The sequence below is a fragment of the Streptomyces sp. DSM 15324 genome, assembly GCF_001514285.1.
Lineage (GTDB): Bacteria > Actinomycetota > Actinomycetes > Streptomycetales > Streptomycetaceae > Streptomyces.
This window is the reverse complement of the sequence record NZ_KQ949024.1, coordinates 282,868-301,924: the sequence shown is the minus strand read 5'-3', so window position 1 is coordinate 301,924 and position 19,057 is coordinate 282,868. Positions and strand designations below refer to the sequence as shown.

At 73.5% G+C, this 19,057-nt stretch carries 20 protein-coding genes and 1 pseudogene; 12 read left to right on the top strand and 9 right to left on the bottom strand.

Annotated features, from left to right (window positions below; translation table 11 throughout):
* Positions 1-39 precede the first annotated feature (39 nt).
* Complete coding sequence (locus AQJ58_RS07595) at positions 40-1,710, top strand: AMP-binding protein (protein WP_067246408.1); 1,671 nt, start codon at positions 40-42, stop codon at positions 1,708-1,710.
* Positions 1,707-3,293: an AMP-binding protein gene (locus AQJ58_RS07590; RefSeq protein WP_067246405.1), complete on the top strand. Its 1,587-nt coding sequence runs from the start codon at positions 1,707-1,709 to the stop codon at positions 3,291-3,293. The genes AQJ58_RS07595 and AQJ58_RS07590 overlap by 4 nt, the downstream gene beginning before the upstream one ends.
* Before the next feature lie 19 nt (positions 3,294-3,312).
* Here AQJ58_RS07590 and AQJ58_RS07585 read toward each other — a convergent pair whose 3' ends face one another.
* From AQJ58_RS07585 to AQJ58_RS44285, 3 genes and pseudogenes are all read right to left on the bottom strand, one after another.
* Positions 3,313-4,059: a hypothetical protein gene (locus AQJ58_RS07585; protein ID WP_079078756.1), complete on the bottom strand. Its 747-nt coding sequence runs from the start codon at positions 4,057-4,059 to the stop codon at positions 3,313-3,315.
* An 88-nt stretch (positions 4,060-4,147) separates the two neighbouring features.
* Positions 4,148-4,387, bottom strand: a complete 240-nt coding sequence (locus AQJ58_RS07580) for a hypothetical protein (protein ID WP_067246401.1) — start codon at positions 4,385-4,387, stop codon at positions 4,148-4,150.
* A 59-nt stretch (positions 4,388-4,446) separates the two neighbouring features.
* Positions 4,447-4,978 (bottom strand): annotated as a pseudogene (locus AQJ58_RS44285) (hydroxypyruvate isomerase); the annotation flags it as partial.
* A gap of 107 nt (positions 4,979-5,085) precedes the next feature.
* On the opposite strand from AQJ58_RS44285, the gene AQJ58_RS07570 reads away from it, so the two are divergent.
* The 6 genes from AQJ58_RS07570 (at position 5,086) to AQJ58_RS07545 (ending at position 9,024) form a co-directional block, all read left to right on the top strand.
* A complete protein-coding gene (locus tag AQJ58_RS07570; protein WP_079078755.1) occupies positions 5,086-5,349 on the top strand; it encodes a hypothetical protein in 264 nt (87 codons plus the stop codon).
* The gene (locus tag AQJ58_RS07565) at positions 5,346-5,714 is read left to right on the top strand and encodes a helix-turn-helix domain-containing protein (RefSeq protein ID WP_067246393.1); all 369 of its coding nucleotides are present in this window, start codon (positions 5,346-5,348) and stop codon (positions 5,712-5,714) included. The genes AQJ58_RS07570 and AQJ58_RS07565 overlap by 4 nt, the downstream gene beginning before the upstream one ends.
* A 100-nt stretch (positions 5,715-5,814) precedes the next feature.
* Positions 5,815-6,324 carry a 2-oxo-4-hydroxy-4-carboxy-5-ureidoimidazoline decarboxylase gene (uraD, locus tag AQJ58_RS07560; RefSeq protein WP_067246391.1) on the top strand — a complete coding sequence of 170 codons (510 nt, stop codon included), beginning with the start codon at positions 5,815-5,817 and terminating at the stop codon, positions 6,322-6,324.
* A gap of 6 nt (positions 6,325-6,330) precedes the next feature.
* Entirely contained in the window at positions 6,331-6,732 is a 402-nt protein-coding gene (uraH, locus tag AQJ58_RS07555) for a hydroxyisourate hydrolase (protein WP_067246389.1), read from the top strand.
* A 4-nt stretch (positions 6,733-6,736) separates the two neighbouring features.
* Positions 6,737-7,630: a factor-independent urate hydroxylase gene (gene pucL, locus AQJ58_RS07550; protein WP_067246386.1), complete on the top strand. Its 894-nt coding sequence runs from the start codon at positions 6,737-6,739 to the stop codon at positions 7,628-7,630.
* An 11-nt stretch (positions 7,631-7,641) separates the two neighbouring features.
* Positions 7,642-9,024: an 8-oxoguanine deaminase gene (locus tag AQJ58_RS07545; protein ID WP_067246383.1), complete on the top strand. Its 1,383-nt coding sequence runs from the start codon at positions 7,642-7,644 to the stop codon at positions 9,022-9,024.
* A gap of 81 nt (positions 9,025-9,105) precedes the next feature.
* On the opposite strand, the gene AQJ58_RS07540 is transcribed toward AQJ58_RS07545, so the two are convergent.
* The 3 genes from AQJ58_RS07540 to AQJ58_RS07530 form a co-directional block, all read right to left on the bottom strand.
* Entirely contained in the window at positions 9,106-9,756 is a 651-nt protein-coding gene (locus tag AQJ58_RS07540) for a hypothetical protein (protein WP_067246381.1), read from the bottom strand.
* Between the two features lie 50 nt (positions 9,757-9,806).
* Positions 9,807-10,400: a histidine phosphatase family protein gene (locus tag AQJ58_RS07535; protein ID WP_067246378.1), complete on the bottom strand. Its 594-nt coding sequence runs from the start codon at positions 10,398-10,400 to the stop codon at positions 9,807-9,809.
* A gap of 76 nt (positions 10,401-10,476) precedes the next feature.
* Entirely contained in the window at positions 10,477-11,685 is a 1,209-nt protein-coding gene (locus AQJ58_RS07530) for a pyridoxal phosphate-dependent aminotransferase (RefSeq protein WP_067246376.1), read from the bottom strand.
* A gap of 87 nt (positions 11,686-11,772) precedes the next feature.
* Between AQJ58_RS07530 and AQJ58_RS07525 the strand changes: the two genes are divergently transcribed.
* Positions 11,773-12,414 (top strand): winged helix-turn-helix transcriptional regulator, encoded by a 642-nt coding sequence (locus AQJ58_RS07525; protein ID WP_067246373.1) that lies wholly within the window; start codon positions 11,773-11,775, stop codon positions 12,412-12,414.
* Between the two features lie 99 nt (positions 12,415-12,513).
* Here the strand turns inward: AQJ58_RS07525 and AQJ58_RS07520 are convergent, their stop codons facing one another.
* The 3 genes from AQJ58_RS07520 to AQJ58_RS07510 form a co-directional block, all read right to left on the bottom strand.
* On the bottom strand, positions 12,514-13,323 hold the full coding sequence (locus AQJ58_RS07520; RefSeq protein ID WP_067247694.1) for a hypothetical protein: 810 nt from the start codon (positions 13,321-13,323) through the stop codon (positions 12,514-12,516).
* Positions 13,324-13,337: 14 nt separating this feature from the next.
* Positions 13,338-14,600, bottom strand: coding sequence for a VWA domain-containing protein (locus AQJ58_RS07515; protein ID WP_067246370.1), 1,263 nt, complete (start codon positions 14,598-14,600; stop codon positions 13,338-13,340).
* A 79-nt stretch (positions 14,601-14,679) separates the two neighbouring features.
* Positions 14,680-16,209, bottom strand: a complete 1,530-nt coding sequence (locus AQJ58_RS07510; protein WP_067246368.1) for an IucA/IucC family protein — start codon at positions 16,207-16,209, stop codon at positions 14,680-14,682.
* A 103-nt stretch (positions 16,210-16,312) separates the two neighbouring features.
* Between AQJ58_RS07510 and AQJ58_RS07505 the strand changes: the two genes are divergently transcribed.
* The 3 genes from AQJ58_RS07505 to AQJ58_RS07495 are packed head-to-tail and all read left to right on the top strand — an operon-like array spanning position 16,313 to position 19,056.
* A complete protein-coding gene (locus tag AQJ58_RS07505) occupies positions 16,313-17,842 on the top strand; it encodes an IucA/IucC family protein (protein ID WP_079078754.1) in 1,530 nt (509 codons plus the stop codon).
* A 21-nt stretch (positions 17,843-17,863) separates the two neighbouring features.
* The gene (locus AQJ58_RS07500; protein ID WP_067246365.1) at positions 17,864-18,778 is read left to right on the top strand and encodes a HipA family kinase; all 915 of its coding nucleotides are present in this window, start codon (positions 17,864-17,866) and stop codon (positions 18,776-18,778) included.
* On the top strand, positions 18,775-19,056 hold the full coding sequence (locus tag AQJ58_RS07495; RefSeq protein ID WP_067246362.1) for an Rdx family protein: 282 nt from the start codon (positions 18,775-18,777) through the stop codon (positions 19,054-19,056). Before AQJ58_RS07500 ends, AQJ58_RS07495 begins: the two co-directional genes overlap by 4 nt.
* Position 19,057: the final 1 nt, after the last annotated feature.

Here is a 19,057-nt window from a genome sequence, read left to right as displayed (position 1 = left end):
GAGCCGCCCGGCAATGGCCCGGCACCTAGGAGGACATCGATGACGACGGCCACCGAGCAGTTCCGCAGGGCACGGGACTTCCTGCTGGAACACCGTGAGGACTACACCGCCGCCTACGAGGGCTTCGACTGGCCCCGCCCCGAGCACTTCAACTGGGCCCTCGACTGGTTCGATGTCATCGCGCGCGGCAACGACCGCACCGCCCTGCACATCGTCGAGGAGGACGGCACCGAGACCCGGCTGACCTTCGCCGAGCTGTCCGACCGCTCCGACCGGGTCGCCGGCTGGCTGCGCGGGCGCGGGGTCGCCGCCGAGGACCGGATCCTCGTCATGCTCGGCAACCAGGTCGAACTGTGGGAGACCGCGCTGGCCGCGATGAAGCTGCGCGCCGTCGTCATCCCCGCCACCCCGCTGCTCGGCCCCGCCGACCTGCGCGACCGCGTGGAGCGCGGCCGGGTCGCGCACGTCGTCGTGCGCGCCGAGGACACCGGCAAGTTCGACGAGGCGCCCGGCGGGTACACCCGGATCGCCGTCGGCGGCGCGCCCGAGGGCTGGCAGGCGTACGAGGACGCGTACGCCGCGCCCGCCGGCTTCACCCCCGACGGCCCCACGCTCGCCGACGACCCCCTGATGCTGTACTTCACCTCCGGTACGACCGCCCGCCCCAAGCTGGTCGAGCACACCCACACCTCGTACCCCGTCGGGCACCTGGCGACCATGTACTGGATCGGGCTGAAGCCCGGCGACGTGCATCTGAACATCTCCTCGCCGGGCTGGGCCAAGCACGCCTGGTCGAACCTCTTCGCCCCGTGGAACGCGGAGGCGACGGTCTTCATCCACAACTACACGCGCTTCGACCCGGCCCGGCTGATGGCGGAGATGGACCGGGCCGGCGTCACCACCTTCTGCGCCCCGCCCACCGTATGGCGCATGCTCATCCAGGCCGACCTGACCCAGCTCGCCACCCCGCCCAGGGAGGTGGTGGCGGCCGGCGAGCCGCTCAACCCCGAGGTGATCGAGCAGGTGCGGCGGGCGTGGGGGACGACGATCCGCGACGGCTTCGGGCAGACGGAGACGGCCGTGCAGGTCGCCAACAGCCCCGGGCAGGAACTGAAGACGGGGTCGATGGGCCGGCCGAGCCCCGGCTACCGGGTGGAACTGCTGGACCCCGTCTCGGGCGCGCCCGGCGCGACGGAGGGCGAGATCGCGCTCGACCTCGCGGCCCGGCCGGTGGGCCTGATGACCGGCTACCACGGCGACGCGGACCGTACGGCGGAGGCGATGGCCGGCGGCTACTACCGCACCGGCGACATCGGCGCCCGCGACGCCGACGGCTACATCACCTACGTGGGCCGCGCCGACGACGTGTTCAAGGCCTCCGACTACAAGATCAGCCCGTTCGAGCTGGAGAGCGCGCTGCTGGAGCACGAGGCGGTCGCCGAGGCGGCCGTCGTGCCCGCGCCGGACGCGCTGCGCCTCGCCGTGCCGAAGGCGTACGTGGTCCTCGCGGAGGGCTGGCAGCCCGGTCCGGACACGGCGAAGGTGCTGTTCGAGCACTCCCGTGAGGTCCTCGCCCCCTACAAGCGCATCCGCCGCCTGGAGTTCGCCCCGCTGCCCAAGACCGTCTCCGGCAAGATCCGCCGGATCGAGCTGCGCGAGGCGACGGCCGTCGGCTCGGCCGAGGAGTACCGCGAGGAGGACTTCCGGTGACGGCGCTCTCCTACGCCCACGGCACCGGCGACACCGCCCTGCTCGGCGACACGATCGGCGCGAACCTGGACCGGGCGGTGGCCGCCTGGCCGGACCGTGAGGCGCTGGTCGACGTGGTCTCCGGACGGCGCTGGACCTACGCCCGGTTCGCCGCCGACGTCGACGAGCTGGCGTACGCCCTGCTCGCGAGCGGGATCGCCAAGGGCGACCGGGTGGGCATCTGGGCGGTCAACTGCCCGGAGTGGGTCCTGGTCCAGTACGCCACCGCCCGCATCGGGGCGATCATGGTGAACATCAACCCCGCCTATCGCACGCACGAGGTGGAGTACGTCCTCAACCAGGCCGGGGTCCGCCTGCTCTTCGCCTCGCCGCGGCACAAGGGCAGCGACTACCGGGCGATGGTCGAGCAGGTGCGGGGCAGGTGCCCGGAGCTGGCGGAGACCGTCTTCATCGGCGATCCGAGCTGGCAGGCCCTGATCGCGCGGGCCGCCCCGGTGCCCTTCCCGGACCTGTCCTGCGACGACCCCATCAACATCCAGTACACCTCGGGGACCACGGGCTTCCCCAAGGGGGCCACCCTCTCCCACCACAACATCCTCAACAACGGTCACTTCGTGGGCGAGATGATCGCCTACACCGAGCAGGACCGGATCTGCGTCCCGGTGCCCTTCTACCACTGCTTCGGCATGGTCATGGGCAACCTCGCGGCCACCTCGCACGGCGCCTGCGTGGTCATCCCCGCCCCCTCCTTCGAACCGCGGGCCACCCTGGAGGCGGTCCAGCGAGAGCGCTGCACCTCCCTGTACGGCGTGCCGACCATGTTCATCGCGGAGCTCAACCTCCCCGACTTCGCGACCTACGACCTCTCCTCCCTGCGCACCGGCATCATGGCGGGCTCGCCCTGCCCGGTGGAGGTGATGAAGCGGGTCGTGTCGGAGATGAACATGGCCGAGGTGTCGATCTGTTACGGCATGACCGAGACCTCGCCCGTCTCCACCCAGACCCGCCGCGACGACGACCTGGGCCACCGCACCGCCACGGTCGGCCGCGTCCTCCCGCACATCGAGGTGAAGGTCGTCGACCCGGCGACCGGGGTCACGCAGCCGCGCGGCACGGCGGGCGAGCTGTGCACCCGCGGCTACAGCGTGATGCTCGGCTACTGGGAGGAGCCCGGCAGGACCGCGGAGGCGATCGACGCGGGCCGCTGGATGCACACCGGGGACCTGGCGGTGATGCGCGAGGACGGCTATGTGGAGATCGTCGGCCGGATCAAGGACATGATCATCCGGGGCGGCGAGAACATCTACCCGCGCGAGATCGAGGAGTTCCTGCACGGCCATCCGAAGATCCAGGACGTCCAGGTGGTCGGCGTCCCGGACGAGCGCTACGGCGAGGAGGTCCTCGCCTGCGTCATCCCGGCCGACCCGGCCGACCCGCCGACCCTTCAGGAGCTGCGCGACCACTGCGAGGGGCGGCTCGCGCACTACAAGGTGCCCAGCAGGCTCCAGGTGCTCCAGGCCTTCCCGATGACCGTCTCCGGCAAGGTCCGCAAGATCGAGCTGCGGCAGACGTACGGCTCCTGAGGTCCCGGCGGCCGTCGCCTCAGGCACCCCGGGAGCCCCGGGCGTCGAGGGCGGCGGCCGCCGCGTTCACGGGCTGCGGGGTGCCCGTGCGGTCCAGCAGGAACAGCGGGACCCGCAGCCGGTCGGCGCCGGTGCGGGCCTCGTCGGCGTACCCGGCGAGGGAGAAGTACACACAGTCCGCGGACTCGGTCATCGCCGTCAGCCACAGGCACTCCACGTCCCGCAGCGCGGCCGGGCGCACGCTCGGGTCCACCTGGGCCAGCAGTCCCGGCGCGGCGAGACCGATCCCCGAGGTGGGCCGCTGATCGGCCCGCCGGACCTCGCCGTGGCCCAGCCAGCGCAGATAGAGGGCGGCCGCGGTGACCGCGTCGAGGGCGGTCCGGATGGCGACGGACCGGAAGGCGGGCCGACGCGGCACCCCCGGCTCGGGCACCGGCTCCGGCACCATCCCTGTCTCCGGGTCCGGTTCCGCGCTGTCGGGGTCCGCGGGCCGGGTCCCGCCGGTCACCGGCAGCCGCAGCGCGGTGCCGCACGGGCAGCCCAGTTCCGGGTGCGGCCACTGGCCCTCGCGGCCGCAGGAGCCGCAGCGCAGGGTGACCCAGTCCTCGTCCCAGGCGCGGTGCACGACGGCTGTCGGCGCCGCCCCCGGATCGAGCGCCGGGGCGACGGGGGCACCGCACGCGCACAGATAGGTCGGCACGGTGTAGCGGCGCTCCCGCCGGCAGGCCGGGCAGCGCACCGGCACGCTCTCGGACATGACCCCCATCGTCCTCCTCGCGCCCACTCCTGTCCGTGTCTTGACGACCTTCGGGCCCCCTTTCCCCACCGATCGGGCCGCCGACGCTCCGACGGTGCTATCGCCGTCCGTGGTGCTCCGACAGCCCCGGCCAGTCGTCGGGCCCACCGCCCTGCCACTCGATGAAGTCGCTCTGCTCCAGGTCGGTCACATACAGATCGGCCAGGCGCAGGATCTCGCTCACGTCGTCCGCGTGCGTGGCGATCCCGAGGGTCTCCTCGCCCTCGGTCACCCGCCGGGAACCGTCGAGGGCCGGTGGATGCACCACGACATGCGGATGCTCCGTTGGATGTGCCATGCCTTCAGCGTCCTGCCGGTGGGGCGCATCCGCACGCGGAGGGCTCCCGCGCGGGGTCGGCGGGCCGCGCGGGCCTCGCGGGGGAGCCGGTCGAAGGCCGCGGCGCTCGGACGGTCGCCCGGGCCGCGCTCCCGGCCGGTCCAGCCGTCGTGGCCGGCCTTCGCCGGTCGGTCGACGAGGTCCGCCGACGGCAGCGCACCGGTACCGGGCGCGCCGCCGCCGGGGGCGCCGGCGATCCGGACGTGGCCGGTCCGCGCCCGCGTGGGTCTCGGTCACCCGGGGCAGGTCGCGCCGTTCATGGCCAGGTGGTGGAGGTCCAGCAGGAACATCGCGTCGCCGAGGCCCGTCGCCTCGCTCACCCGATCCGCGACCGCGACCGCGACCGCGACCGCGGCCTCGACCTCGACCTCGACCGCGGCGCTCACCGGCGGACCGAGCGGCGACTCGGGCCGGTTCAGGGCCTCGGCCAGCGGCACCGCGCCGATCCCGTCGGCGGCCCGCGGGCGGCGAGCGCGAGGTTCCGCGGCGCGTGCGCGTCCTGCTCGGCAGGGTCGCGCCGGTGTAGCGGTTGCCGTGGAGCGCGTGGAGCGCGTGGAGCGCGTGGAGAAGAGGATCGACAGGTTGACGTCGAAGCGCCCGCCCCGGTCCGTTAAGGTCGGGAACCTGGTGAGGCCGGTCGGAGAAGGTGTGGGGGCGCGATGCGACTGAAAGTGGAGTTCACCACCGAGCCCTTCGACCTCGACGAGGCGCCCGCGCACGCGCTGGTCGCCCGCGAGGTGATCGAGGCCGCCGGCCTGGACGGCGTCGACGTCGGGCCGTTCGGCAACACCGCGGAGGGCGGCACCGAGGCCGTGATCGCCGCCGTCGACGCCCTGCTGCGCCGCTCGCTCGGTGCGGGCGCCACCCGGATCACCCTCCAGGTCAACGTCGTGGACACGGCCGCCGAGGGGGAGGGCGCGTGACCGGCGCGGGCGACGAGCCCTTCATCGCGGCCGTGAAGCCGCTGGTCGACGCGATGGGCGGCGAGATGCTCCCGCCCGACGAGGCCGGCCCCGACGACGTGGTCCTCGCCTGGGAGGGCGCCGAGGTGGTCGCCGTGCGGCTGCCGCAGCTCGCCGACTCCCTCGACCACATCCTGGCCGCCCTGGAGCGCAGGAAGGGCAAGCCCCTCGCCGACCTGGACCGCAAGGCCAAGCAGGAGGTCGTCCGGATGCTCGAGGCGCGCGGCGCCTTCTCCGTGCGGCACGGCGTGGAGACCGTGGCGAGCGCCCTCGGCGTGAGCCGCTTCACCGTCTACAACTACCTCAACCGGGAAAAAGGGGTCTGAGGCGCGGACGGCGCCGCCGGCCGCTCGCAAGCGGCTCCCGTAACCCGGAATTTTCAACAAAGTGTTGACGTGGCCTCCTGGGCAGGCGTTAGCTGACCCTGTGACTTCGACTTCGACGCCCCCGGGCCTGGCCCGGTTCAACGGCCTGGAGGAGCGCGCGGCCGCCGCCGCCCTCCACGAGGCGTGCGCGTCCGCCGCCTGGGGACGGCGCCTGCTCGCCGGCCGCCCCTACGCCGACGTCGACGCCCTGTACGCCGCGAACGACGCCGCCATGGCGGAGCTGACCGAGGCCGACCTGGCGGAGGCGATGGCGGGGCATCCGCCGATCGGACGCCCCGCGCCGGGCGATCCGGCCTCCGCCCGCGAGCAGCGCGGCATGGCCGGGGCCTCCGCGGACCTCAAGGCGGAGATGCTCGCCCTCAACCTGGCCTACCAGGAGAAGTTCGGGCAGGTGTTCCTGATCTGCGCCACCGGCCGCACCGGCACCGAGATGCGCGACGCCGCCCGCGAGCGCCTCGGCAACACGCCGGAGCGGGAACGCGAGATCGTCCGCACCGAACTGGGCAGGATCAACCGCATCCGTCTGGCCCGACTCGCCGAAGAGGACTGACCGAGGATGAGCACCAGCACCACGGCCTCCGTGTCCACGCACATCCTGGACACCAGCGTCGGCCGTCCCGCCCCGGGCGTCGCCGTCCGCCTCTCCGCCCTCTCCGCCCGGACGGGCGGGGCGGAGACGTGGCAGGAGCTCGGCGGCTCCGCGACCGACGCGGACGGCCGGTGCAAGGACCTCCCGGCGCTGCCGGAGGGAGTCACCCGGGTACGGCTCGACTTCCTGGTGGAGCCGTACCTCGCCCCCAAGCAAGCCGATGCGCAGCAGGACGCCCCCGCGAACGGGGACAGCGGTGCCGTGTTCTTCCCCGAGGTCGTCGTCACCTTCGCGGTGGAGCCCGGCGAGCACTACCACGTACCGCTGCTGCTCAGCCCGTTCGGCTACTCCGTTTACCGAGGGAGCTAGCTAGATGCCCATCCTGGGACCGAACCAGTACGGCAAGGCCGAGAACCGGGTCGTCAAGATCACGCGGGACGGCGCCACCCACCACATCAGGGACCTCAACGTGTCCGTGTCGCTGAGCGGCGACATGGACGAGGTCCACTACTCCGGATCCAACGCCCACGTTCTGCCGACCGACACCACCAAGAACACGGTGTACGCGTTCGCCAAGGAACACGGCATCGACTCCCCGGAGCAGTTCGGCATCCACCTCGCCCGGCACTTCGTGGCCGGCCAGGACGCCATCCACCGCGCCCGCGTCCGCGTCGAGGAGTACGCCTGGGAGCGCATCGAGCACTCCGGCAGGGGCGCCCACTCCTTCGTGCGCAAGGGGCAGGAGACCCGGCTCACCCAGGTCACCCACGACGGCTCGTCCTGGGAGGTCGTCTCCGGCCTCAAGGACCTGACCGTGATGAACTCGACCGACTCCGAGTTCCGGGGCTACGTCAGGGACGCGTACACGACCCTCCCCGAGGCCTCCGACCGGATCCTCGCCACCGACGTCTCGGCCCGCTGGCGCTTCGGCTGGAGCGACGACGCCGACGACGCGCCGGACTGGGATGCGTCGTACGCTCAGGTGAAGGGGCATCTGCTGCGGTCCTTCGCCGAGACGTACTCGCGTTCGCTCCAGCAGACCCTCTACGCGATGGGCGCGCGCATCATCGACCACCGCGAGGAGATCGACGAGGTCCGCTTCTCCCTCCCGAACAAGCACCACTTCCTGGTGGACCTGGCGCCGTTCGGGCTGAAGAACGACAACGAGGTGTACCTCGCCGCCGACCGCCCCTACGGCCTGATCGAGGCCACCGTCCTCAGGGACGGCCAGGAGGCGAGGATCCCGGCGGACCTCACCCACCTCTGAAGGACGGATCCATGGCAGCAGCCCTCCAGCGCGTCGTCATCGAGAACTGCTCGATCGCGACCGTCGACGCCGACGACACCGAGTACGCGGACGGACACCTCGTCCTGGCCGGCAACCGCATCGAGGCGGTCGGCGCGGGCCCCGCCCCCGACGGCCTGGAGAACGTCGTACGCCGTATCGACGCCACCGGCCATCTGGCCACCCCCGGCCTGGTCAACACCCATCACCACTTCTACCAGTGGATCACCCGGGGCCTGGCCACGGACCACAACCTCTTCGACTGGCTGGTCGCCCTGTACCCGACCTGGGCGCGCATCGACGAGCCGATGGTCCGGGCGGCGGCCCAGGGATCGCTGGCGATGCTGGCCCGGGGCGGGGTCACGACCGCCATGGACCACCACTACGTCTTCCCCCGGGGCTCCGGCGACCTCTCCGGCGCGATCATCGGCGCCGCCCGGGACATGGGCGTCCGCTTCACCCTGGCCCGCGGCTCGATGGACCGCAGCGAGAAGGACGGCGGACTGCCCCCGGACTTCGCCGTCGAGACCCTCGACGGGGCCCTCGCCGCCACCGAGGAGACCGTCGCCGAGCACCACGACGCCTCCTTCGACGCGATGACCCAGGTCGCCGTCGCGCCCTGCTCGCCCTTCTCCGTCTCCACCGAACTCCTGCGGCAGGGCGCCGAGCTGGGCCGCCGGCTCGGGGTGCGGCTGCACACCCACGGCTCGGAGACGGTCGAGGAGGAGAAGTTCTGCCAGGAGCTGTTCGGCCTGGGCCCCACCGACTACTTCGAGTCCACCGGGTGGCTCGGCGAGGACGTGTGGATGGCGCACTGCGTCCACATGAACGACTCCGACATCGACGCCTTCGCCCGCACGCGGACGGGGGTCGCCCACTGCCCGTCGTCCAACGCCCGGCTGGCCGCCGGCATCGCGCGCGTCCCCGACATGCTCGCCGCCGGTGTCCCGGTCGGCCTCGGCGTGGACGGCACCGCGTCGAACGAGTCCGGCGAACTCCACACCGAACTGCGCAACGCCCTGCTGGTCAACCGCCTCGGCGCCCATCGCGAGGCCGCCCTGAACACCCGTCAGGCCCTGCGGCTCGGCACCCACGGCGGCGCCCGGGTACTGGGCCGGGACCGCGAGATCGGCTCCCTGGAGCCGGGCAAGCTCGCCGACCTGGTGCTGTGGCGGCTGGACACCGTCGCCCACGCCTCCATCGCCGACCCGGTCGCCGCGCTGGTGCTCGGTGCCGCCGCCCCGGTCACCGCGTCCTTCGTGAACGGCCGTCAGATCGTCGAGAACGGCCGGCTGCTCACCGCCGACGAGGACGCGATCGCCCGCACCACCCGCGAGGAGGCACGGCGGCTGGCACGGATCACCGGGCGGGACTGACCGGACCACCCGCTGGGCGCTCCCCACCCGGCTCACCTCACGGTGGGCCGGTTCCTGCCGCATCGCCCGGACACGCCTCCCTCACACCCGGCGCGGCGAAGCCAGCAGATAGCGCGCCCTGGTGCGGGGATCGGTGTGCCGGCCGACCTGCCAGCCCGCCTTCTCCAGGGTCGCCGCGCAGGCGCTCAGCGTCGCCTCGTCCGGGCCGCGCACGGCGACGGCCTCCGGCTGGGGGGTCGCGCTGACCCGGTAGCCGTCGGTGTCCGGCCCCGCGGGGCGGTGTCCGCCGGCCTCCAGGGCGAGGGCGGCGGCCTGCACCAGATGGGTGCGCTCCCAGCCGCAGGGGCGGTCCACCGATCCGTCCCGGTGGGTCATCCGGCGCAGCTCCAGCAGGCCCTCCCAGGCGCTGCGCACCTCGCGCGCCCTGGCCGGGCCGTCCGCGCCGGTGTCCTCCTCGCCGCCGACCCGCGCGGCGAACACCCCGGTGCCGGTCTCCTGCCGGGGCGGCGCGGCCCCGGCCGTCTCGGTCGCCGTGCCGGTCTGCGTCCCGGATTCCCGTATCCGGTGGCCCGCCGGGGTCAGGAAGTGGTCGTGCGGCGGGCGCGGATGCCGGAAGGCGAGCCCCCGCCGCACCAGCGCCGCGAGCTGGGCCTCGGTACCCCTGAGCCGGCCCGTGACCGGTTCGGCGGTGTCGATCAGCCGTCGTTGCGCGGCGGTCGGCGGTCGGGTCACGGTCTCTGCTCCCCCCTTCGGGCCCGGCCTGCGGCGGGCCCACTCGAAGGCTACGGCCCGGGTCTGACATTCCAGGCGGCGATCACGGGCCGCTCGTGCTCGGTGCCCAGCCGGCCCAGGGTGCCGGTGGTGAGCCGGAACAGCGCCCCGGCCGAGGGGGCGAGTCCCAGGTAGCGGGCGGTCAGCACCCGCAGGAAGTGCCCGTGCGCCACCAGCGCCACATCCCCGTCGGCACCGGCCGCCCGCACCCGTGCGAGCACGCGGTCGGCCCGCTCGCCGACCTCCTCGGGTGTCTCCCCGGGATGCTCGGGCGGGCCGGGTGCCACCCCGTCGTCGAACAGGAACCAGCCGGGCCGGCCCCGCTGGATCTCGACGGTCGTGACGCCCTCGTAGCCGCCGTAGTCCCACTCCCGCAGATCGGGGTCGACGTGGGCGCCGTACAGTCCGGCCAGTTCCGCCGTCTCACGGGCCCGCCCCAGCGGGCTGACGTACGCGGCGCCGATCCGCAGCGACCCGATGAGCGCCGTCAGCCGCCGTGCCTCGTCCCGCCCGTGCTCGGTCAGCGGAACGTCCGTCCAGCCCGTGTGCCGCCCGGACCGCGACCACTCGGTCTCACCGTGCCGGACGAGGAGGAGATCGGCCACGTCTGTCAGCGTACGACGGTGGGGTCCGGGCCGCCTGTGCTGCCCGCGGCGCCGGTCGGGAAGGGAGGGGACGCCCCTACTGCCGGTAGCCGCTGAGGAAGCGTCCGATCCGCCCGATCGCCGTCTCCAGGTCCTCCGCGTGCGGGAGGGTGAGGATGCGGAAGTGGTCGGGCGTGGGCCAGTTGAAGCCCGTGCCCTGGACGACCTGGATCTTCTCCTGGAGCAGCAGGTCCAGGACGAACTTCTCGTCGTCGTGGATCGGGTGCACCTTGGGGTCGATGCGCGGGAACGCGTACAGCGCGCCCTTCGGCTTCACACAGGACACGCCCGGGATCTCGTTGAGCTTCTCCCAGGCCACGTTGCGCTGTTCGTACAGCCTGCCGCCCGCCGTGGTGAGGTCGCGGATGGACTGCCGGCCGCCGAGCGCGGCCTGGATGGCGTACTGGGCGGGCGCGTTGGCGCACAGCCGCATCGAGGCCAGCATGGTCAGGCCCTCCAGGTAGTCGCGCGCGTGCTGCCTGGGGCCCGTCACCACCAGCCAGCCCGAGCGGAAGCCCGCCACCCGGTACGTCTTCGACAGCCCGCAGAAGGTCAGCACGACCAGGTCCGGGGCGAGCGCCGCGGCCGAGTGGTGCACGGCGTCGTCGTACAGGATCTGGTCGTAGATCTCGTCGGCGAAGACCATCAGGCCGTGCCGGCGGGCGAGGTCGAGGATGCCCTCGACGATCTCCTTCGGGTAGACCGCGCCGGTGGGGTTGTTGGGGTTGATGATGACCACGGCCTTGGTGCGGTCCGTGATCTTCGACGCCATGTCGTCCAGATCGGGGTACCACTCGGCCTGCTCGTCGCAGAGGTAGTGGACCGCCTTGCCGCCCGCGAGGGTGGTCACCGCCGTCCACAGGGGGAAGTCGGGGGCGGGGATGAGGATCTCGTCGCCGTCCTCGACCAGCGCCTGTACGGCCATCGCGATCAGCTCGGAGATGCCGTTGCCGAGGAACACGTCGTCGACGCCGACGTCCAGGCCGAGGGTCTGGTAGCGCTGGGCCACGGCGCGGCGGGCGGAGAGGACGCCGCGCGAGTCGGTGTAGCCGTGCGCCTTCGGCAGCATCCGGATCATGTCCTGGAGGATCTCCTCCGGCGCCTCGAAACCGAACAGCGCGGGGTTGCCGGTGTTCAGGCGGAGCACGCTGTGGCCCGCCTCCTCCAGCGCGTTGGCGTGCTCGACCACCGGGCCGCGGATCTCGTAGCAGACCTCGCTGAGCTTGTTCGACTGCCGGAACTCCATGCGCGCTCGCCCCTCCGGTTTCGTGTGTTGCTTGGTTTTACCAAGTTCCAGCTTGGAAAGTCCAACGACATGTCTAGACTGCGTCGCATGTCACCTCGTCGAAGCTACGACCAGTACTGTTCCGCCGCCCGCGCGCTCGACGCCGTCGGGGACCGCTGGACCCTGCTGATCGTCCGGGAGCTGCTCGCGGGCCCGCGCCGGTACACGGACCTGCACGCCGACCTGCCGGGCGTCAGCACGGACGTGCTCGCCGGCCGGCTGAGGGACATGGAACGCGACGGCCTGGCCACCCGCCGCCGGCTGCCCCCGCCGGGCGCTGCCTACGTCTACGAACTCACCCCACGCGGACGGGAGTTGTTGCCCGTTCTTCAGGCGCTGGGCCGCTGGGGCGAGGGTGACCTCGGTGAGCGCCGCCCCACCGACGCGGTCCGCGCCCACTGGTTCGCCCTGCCCTTGCTGCGGGCGCTGGACGATGAGGGGTTCCGGGACGTCCAGCTCGTCGAAGTCCACCTGGAGGAAGGGGACTTCCACCTCCACGTCGGCGCCCAGGACGGCCCGGTCCACGGCGAGGGGCCCGCCCCCCGGGAGCCCGACGCCCGCCTGGCACTGGACGCCGCCACCTGCGCGGCCGTGGCCCGGGGGCAGTCGGGGGTGCTGGAGGCGGTGCGCGCCGGACGGATCGCCGTCAGCGGGGAGGGGACCCTCGCCAAGGCGTTGCGCGAGGCGTGACCCGGGAGTCGGCGCCGCGGGCCCGGTGCGCAGCCGGGCGTGCCGAAAGGCCCACCACCGCACGGTGATGGGCCTTCTGGGTCGGGCGTCGGGACGAGGTCAGGCGCCCGGGGGCGGCGTTACCTGCCGCGGCCGCCCCGAGCCGCGCGTCAGCGTGTAGCCGCCGATACCGGCCAGCGCGGCCAGGATCGCGCCGATCGCCGTCCACACCCAGCGGTCGGACCACCAGCCGGAGGCCCAGCCGTCGTCCGGCTCGATGCTGGAGAGCACGGCCGTCGCCGACGAATCCTTCTCCTCCTTGGCGGACTTGACGGCGATGCCCGGGACGAGCGGCTTGGCCAGCGAGCCGTCCACGGCCGCCGAGCCGCCGACGTCCTTGGAATCGACGCGCAGTTCGGCGCTCACCGGCTGGCCCAGGTCGGCCGCCTTCAGACCGACGGCCGTCAGCCGGACGTAGTAGGTGCCCGGCAGCGGGTCGTTCGCCCACGGCTCCGACCAGGCGCGCACCGTGCGCAGCACGCACGCCAGTTCCACGCTCGCCGCGTCCTGGGCGGCGGTGCGCGTCTGGGCGCCGTACTGGCAGGCCTGACGGCGCCGCAGACCGTCGTACACATCGATCTGCCAGGTCTGCGCGAGGTGCGACTCGGGCAGCTTCACCGTCGCCTTCACGGTGGGCCGCTGGCCCCAGTCCGCCGGGAACGACCAGTACAGGTAGTCCCCCGTGGAGGCGCTCGCGGTGGCCGTCTGCCCCTGGTCGACCTCCGCCGCCGTACGGAAGGAGGTGCCCGCCGAGGTCGGCGCGGCGCTCTCCCCGGACGGGCTCGCGGAGGGCGAGGAGTCGGCGGCGGCCGGTCCGGCCGCAAGGCCCAGCGCCAGCAGCGCGCCGCCCAGCACGCGTGTCATCCGCATCGGTGTGATCCGCATCAGTTGGTCCTCCAGACCGCGACACGCCAGCGCGACAGCCAGCCCCAGATCAGACCCGCGAGGAAGCCGGTCAGCACCAGCAGGCCGAGCAGCCACCAGCCGCGCCCGAGACCGAAGGACGCCACGTCGCTCGCCTGCGACGGCGCGTCGACGACGTCCACGGTCAGCTCCACCGGCATACCGGGGGTGGTCTTCACCCCGGCGCCCGCCGAGAAGGAGTTCGTCACCTGGAGGCAGACCGTCTCGGCCGGGGCGTCCTCGTCGTCGCTCTCCGCCTTCGGGTAGCGCAGACCGGTCGAGACCACGTCGGTACGGCCGTTGCCCGCCGCCTCGCCGCGCACGATCTCCCGGCCGTGCACCGTGACCGCCCGCAGCAGCACCCCGTAGTCCGGGTTCATCGCCCGGTCGGAGGCCACGCTCACCGAGGCCCGCAGCTCCTGGCCCGGCTCGACGTCCACCCGGTACCAGCGCTCCTGGCCGAACTCCTCGCGGTCGGTGTACAGACCCGACTTCAGGGCGGGCGCGGCCGAGCAGGAGTCCTTGCCCTCGACGGCGACCGGCGTCACCACCGGGTCGGCCGCCCGGTCCACCAACTGGTTCACCTTGTCGGTGAGTTCCTCGGTGTGTTCGACCGAGGTGTACGTGCCGCCGGTGGCCTCGGCGATGCAGCTGAGCTGCTGGCGCATCTTCGTGTTGGGCACCAGGCCCAGGGTGTCGATGGTCAGCCCGATGCCCTTGGCCGCGATCTCGCGGGCCACCTCGCACGGGTCGAGCGGCGCACAGGTGTCCTCGCCGTCGCTGATCAGCACGATCCGCTTGGAGCCGGTGCCGCCGTCGAGGTCGTCGGCCGCCTTCAGCAGTGCGGGGCCGATCGGCGTCCAGCCGGTGGGGGACAGGGTCGCCACCGCCGCCTTGGCCTCGGTGCGGTCCACCTGGCCGACCGGGTAGAGCTGCGCGGTGTCCTTGCAGCCCGTCTTCTGGTCGTCGCCCGGGTAGTTGGCACCGAGGGTGCGGATGCCGAGGAGGACAGTCTCCGGGGTCGCGTCCAGCACCTCGTTGAACGCCTGCTTGGCCGCGGCCATGCGCGTCCCGCCGTCGATGTCCTTCGTCCGCATCGAGCCGCTGACGTCGAGGACCAGGTCGACCTTGGGCGCGAGGGCGGTGGTCTCGTCGGCGGCCGCCCCGGCCGGGAACGCGAGCCCGGCCGAGAGCGCGGCGAGCAGGGCGCACACGCCCGCCGCCAGCCGTTGTGTTCTGATCATCGGCGGATCTTATTGATCAGGGGTGTCCCGCCACAAAACGGAGCCGGTGCCGGCGTCCGAACGACGACCGGACATACCGTCAGTTATGGATCGCTGCAAGCGGGTTGGGCAGCTCGGCCCACTGGTCGCCGGGAGTGCCGGGCGAGAGCCGCATCAGCGTCAGTGCCTTCGCCGGCAGCGGCCGCTCGCACAGCGCCACCAGATCGGGGGTGCGCGGCAGATCCCGTACGGCCGCGCCGAGCGCCGCCCCCAGGGCCGTGCCGCTGCCCGCCGTCTGCGCCAGCGACCCCGCCACCAGCGAGCCGAACAGCTTGCGCCGCAGCGCCGACTCGTCGTCGGTGAGGATCCGCGCGGGCAGCCCGTCGGGCAGCGCCACGCCGTGCCGGGCCAGCCGGGCCGGGCCGACGCGGATGTCGGCGAGATCGCGGTAGACCAGCCGCAGCGGGGCCCCCGACGCCGACACCACGACCAGCAGATTCTGGCCGTGCGCCTCCAGTGCCACCCCCAGCTCCAGCAGCCGCAGCCCCACGGTGAGCGCCAGCCGGGCGAACCGTGCCGTCCAGGCCGGCGACGCGGGCAGCCCCGTGCCGGCGAGCGCGGCGACTGGGACGACGTGCTCGCCCGGACCGGCGTACACCGCCGGCGACTCCCGCAGCACGGCGGCGAGTTCGGCGGAGTCGGGGGTGGCCGCGCCGAGTGTGCGCGTGACGTGCAGCAGGCCGTCCGTGCGCGCGGCGAGCGTCTCCCCGAACGCCGACAGGGCCGCCGAGGCGGCCACCGACCCCACGGAGATGTCCCGCACCGAGGACGTCAGCCGGGCGCTCAGCGAGGTCTTCACATGCGGCGCCTTCCGCTGCGGCCCACCCGGCAGCGCCAGCGTCCGCAGCGACATCAGCGGATGCGCCGGCAACTCCGGCCCCGCGGACCCGGACCGCTTCAGGACATGCGCCGCCTGCCACGGATGCACCGGGATCAGCAGCCGCTCCCCGTCCCGCAGCTCCTCGGGCCACCCACCCGACACGAGGCACTCCCCGGCCGGCACCGGCACCAGCCCGAGCCGCACCACCGGCCGGTGCTCCGGACCGTACGCCAGCTGCTCGGCGACCGAAAAGCCCGGCCGGGAACGGCAGTTGGGGTGGTAAGGATGCCCGTCGGCCACCCGCTGCTCCCACTCCCAGTCGTGCACCGGCCACGAGGACGTCACGGGCCCCTGCGCGGCCCGCGACAGCGCGAGCGAGGCCGCGCTGTGCCCCAGCTCGGCGGCGAAAACCCCGCCGTGGGGCACCGCCAGCGCCGTCATCAGGCGCGCCGGATCGTCGTACGCCTCCGCGCCCAGCCGTACCTCGGTCACATACCCGGAGGTCGCGTACGGGTCGGCGCGCGGGCCGTGCAGCCGGCGCCCGTCCGCCAGCCGCAGCAGGAGCGCGTCCCCGCCGGGCTCCCGGCCGGTGATCCACGGCAGCGGCTCGTGCGCCAGGGCCCGCCACAGCCGGGTCAGCACGGCCGCCCGGGCGCCCGGCAGCGCGGCGGCGTACCGGGGGACGAGGTCCGGACGCAGCGCGGTGAGTTCGGCGGCCACCTCGGCCTCGGCGGTGTGCGGTCGGTCCACGGGTGGGCTCCTCGGAGTGCGGGTACGTGAGTCACGGAGGGGCCGCGACGACAGCGATACTGATCGTCTCCGCCCAGCAGAACCGTAGGGAACGAGTACACGCGTGGACGTCATCCCCCCGCCCGCCGAGGCCGCCGGGCCCGCCGACCCCGCCGTGGAGGAGGGCCGGGCCGACGCCTGCGCGGTCGCGCCGCTGCTCAACTGCCTCCTGCGGGAGGTGGCCGAGCCGCTGCCCGAACCCCCCGGGGCGGACGGCGGCCGCGTCTACCGGCTGCCCGGCACCGGCCGGCTGCTGCGGGTGCGCGGCACCCGCCGCCCCGCCGGACCCGAGCTGCACGCGGCGGACACCTGGCAGCCCCTCGGCCACACCGAACTCGTCAAGCTCGTCGCCGAGGAGCTGCGCCGCCACACCGGCCTCACCAACGACGAACTGCCCGCCGAGATGATCGACAGCCGGGACGCGGTCGCCGCGCTGCTCGCCGCACGCACGCGTGCCACCCCGCCCGCCGACCGCTATCTGCTCTCCGAGCAGTCCCTCGTCACCGGCCACCCCCACCACCCCGCCCCCAAGGCGCGCGGCGGCGGCCCGGTGGCCGGCTGGCTGCCGTACGCCCCGGAGGCCCACGCCCGTTTCCCGCTGGTCCTCCTGGCCGTCCGCGAGGACCTGGTCGTCGAGGAGGGCGACACCCGCGCGCTCGACGCCCTCGGCGAGGCCCCGGCCGGCTACCGGCTGCTGCCCGCCCACCCCTGGCAGCTCGACCTCACGAGCCGGGAACTGGCCCCCGCGTTCGCCGACGGCCGCCTGCTGCGGCTCGGCACGACCTCCTTCGAGACCTGGCCGACGGCCGCCGTGCGCACCGTGTACGCGCCCGGACGCGACCTGTTCCTGAAATTCAGCCTCGACGTGCGCATCACCAACGACGTCCGCCGGCTGTGGCGGCACGACCTGCTGAAGCTGCGCCGCACCGACGCGGCCGTCACCCGCGCCTTCGCCGCCCTGGGCGGCCCGGCGGCCTGGCTCAGCGACCGCGGCTACCGCACCGCGTCCTTCGCCTTCGAGGAACTCGCCGTCCTGGTCCGCGACGGCCTCGACGGCCCCGTGCTCCCCGGCGCCACCCCGCTGCTCGCGGCGGGCCTCACCGAAGGGTTCACGGGCAGCCCGCTCGACACCGCGACGGACCCGGCCACCTGGTGGGAGGCGTATCTGCGGGCCGTCGTGCCGCCCGCCCTCACGGTCTTCGCCGAGCACGGCGTCGTCCTGGAGGCGCACCTGCAGAACACCCTGGTCGCCGTCGACGCGGCCGGCCTGCCGGTGCAGGCGCTGTTCCGGGACGCCGAGGGGGTCAAGCTCCTCACCGACGTGGAGCGGGCGGCCGGCTGGGAGCGTCTGGTGTACTGCCTTCTCGTCAACCACCTCACCGAGATCGCCGCCGCCCTCGCCGAGCGGCACCCCGGCCTCGACCCCTGGCCCGCCGTCCGCCGCGAGCTGGCCCGCCACCCCCTGCCCGAGGCGCGCGCCCTGCTCACCGCCCCCACCCTGCCCGGCAAGACGAACCTGCTGCTGCGCTGGACCGGCGCGGACGGCGCGGACGCCCGCTACCTGCCCCTGCCGAACCCGCTGGCCTGTACATGATCTTGAATTAAGGTGGGGCGTGTGCTGCGCGAAGTGACTGCCGTCCGATACGTGACCCCGCTGCGGTCCGGCGGCTCCGTGCCCGGAGTCGTCGAGGCCGACGACCTCGGGACCTACGTCGTGAAGTTCACCGGCTCCGCGCAGGGCCGCAAGGCGCTGGTCGCCGAGGTGATCGTGGGCGAGCTGGCCCGGGCGCTGGGGCTGCGCTTCCCCGAGCTGGTCCTGGTGCACTTCGACCCCGCGATCGCCGACGACGAGCCCCACCAGGAGGTCCGCGACCTGCACGGCGCGAGCGCGGGTCTCAACCTGGGCATGGACTTCCTGCCGGGCGCGCAGGACTTCACCCCCGAGGTGGCGAAGGACTTCCCCGTGGATCCGCCGGAGGCCGGGAGGATCGTCTGGCTGGACGCCCTCACGGTCAACGTGGACCGCACGGTCCACAGCTCCAACCTGATGGTCTGGCCCACCCTCGGCACCGTCCCGCCGCGCCTGTGGCTGATCGACCACGGCGCCGCGCTCGTCTTCCACCACCGCTGGGACGCGTCCGACCCCGCCAAGGCCTACGACTTCCGCCATCACGCCCTCGGCCACTACGCCCCCGACGTGCGCGCCGCGGACGCGGAACTCGCGCCGCGGGTGACCCGGGAGCTGCTGCGGGAGATCGTCGCCGAGGTCCCGGACGCCTGGCTGCTCGGTGAGGAGGGCTTCGCGACGCCGGACGACATCAGGACGGCCTACGTGGACTACCTCCACGCGCGCGTGGAGGCCTCCGCGGCCTGGCTCCCCACCGACTTCCCCTCGCGGGAGGAACTCGCCGCCGAGGAGGCCCTCAGGGCGGCACGTACCCAGCAGGGCCGACCGGGCTGGCTCAAGCGGGTCCCCGACCTGCACGGCAAGCCGGCGGCGGAACAGGATTGGTCGGTGCACCTGGGATGAGCGACGTCCGCCGCGTGGAGATCGAGTACTGCACCCGGTGCCGCTGGCTGCCGCGTGCGGCCTGGCTGGCGCAGGAGCTGCTCACGACGTTCGAGGCCGAGCTCACCGAGCTGGCACTGAAGCCCGGCACGGGCGGGGTGTTCGTGGTCCGGGTGAACGACGAGGTCGTGTGGGACCGCCGTGAGCAGGGCTTCCCGGAGCCGACGGCGGTCAAGCGTCTCGTCCGTGACCGAGTGGCCCCGGGGAGGTCCCTGGGCCACTCGGACGGGCCGGAGTGAG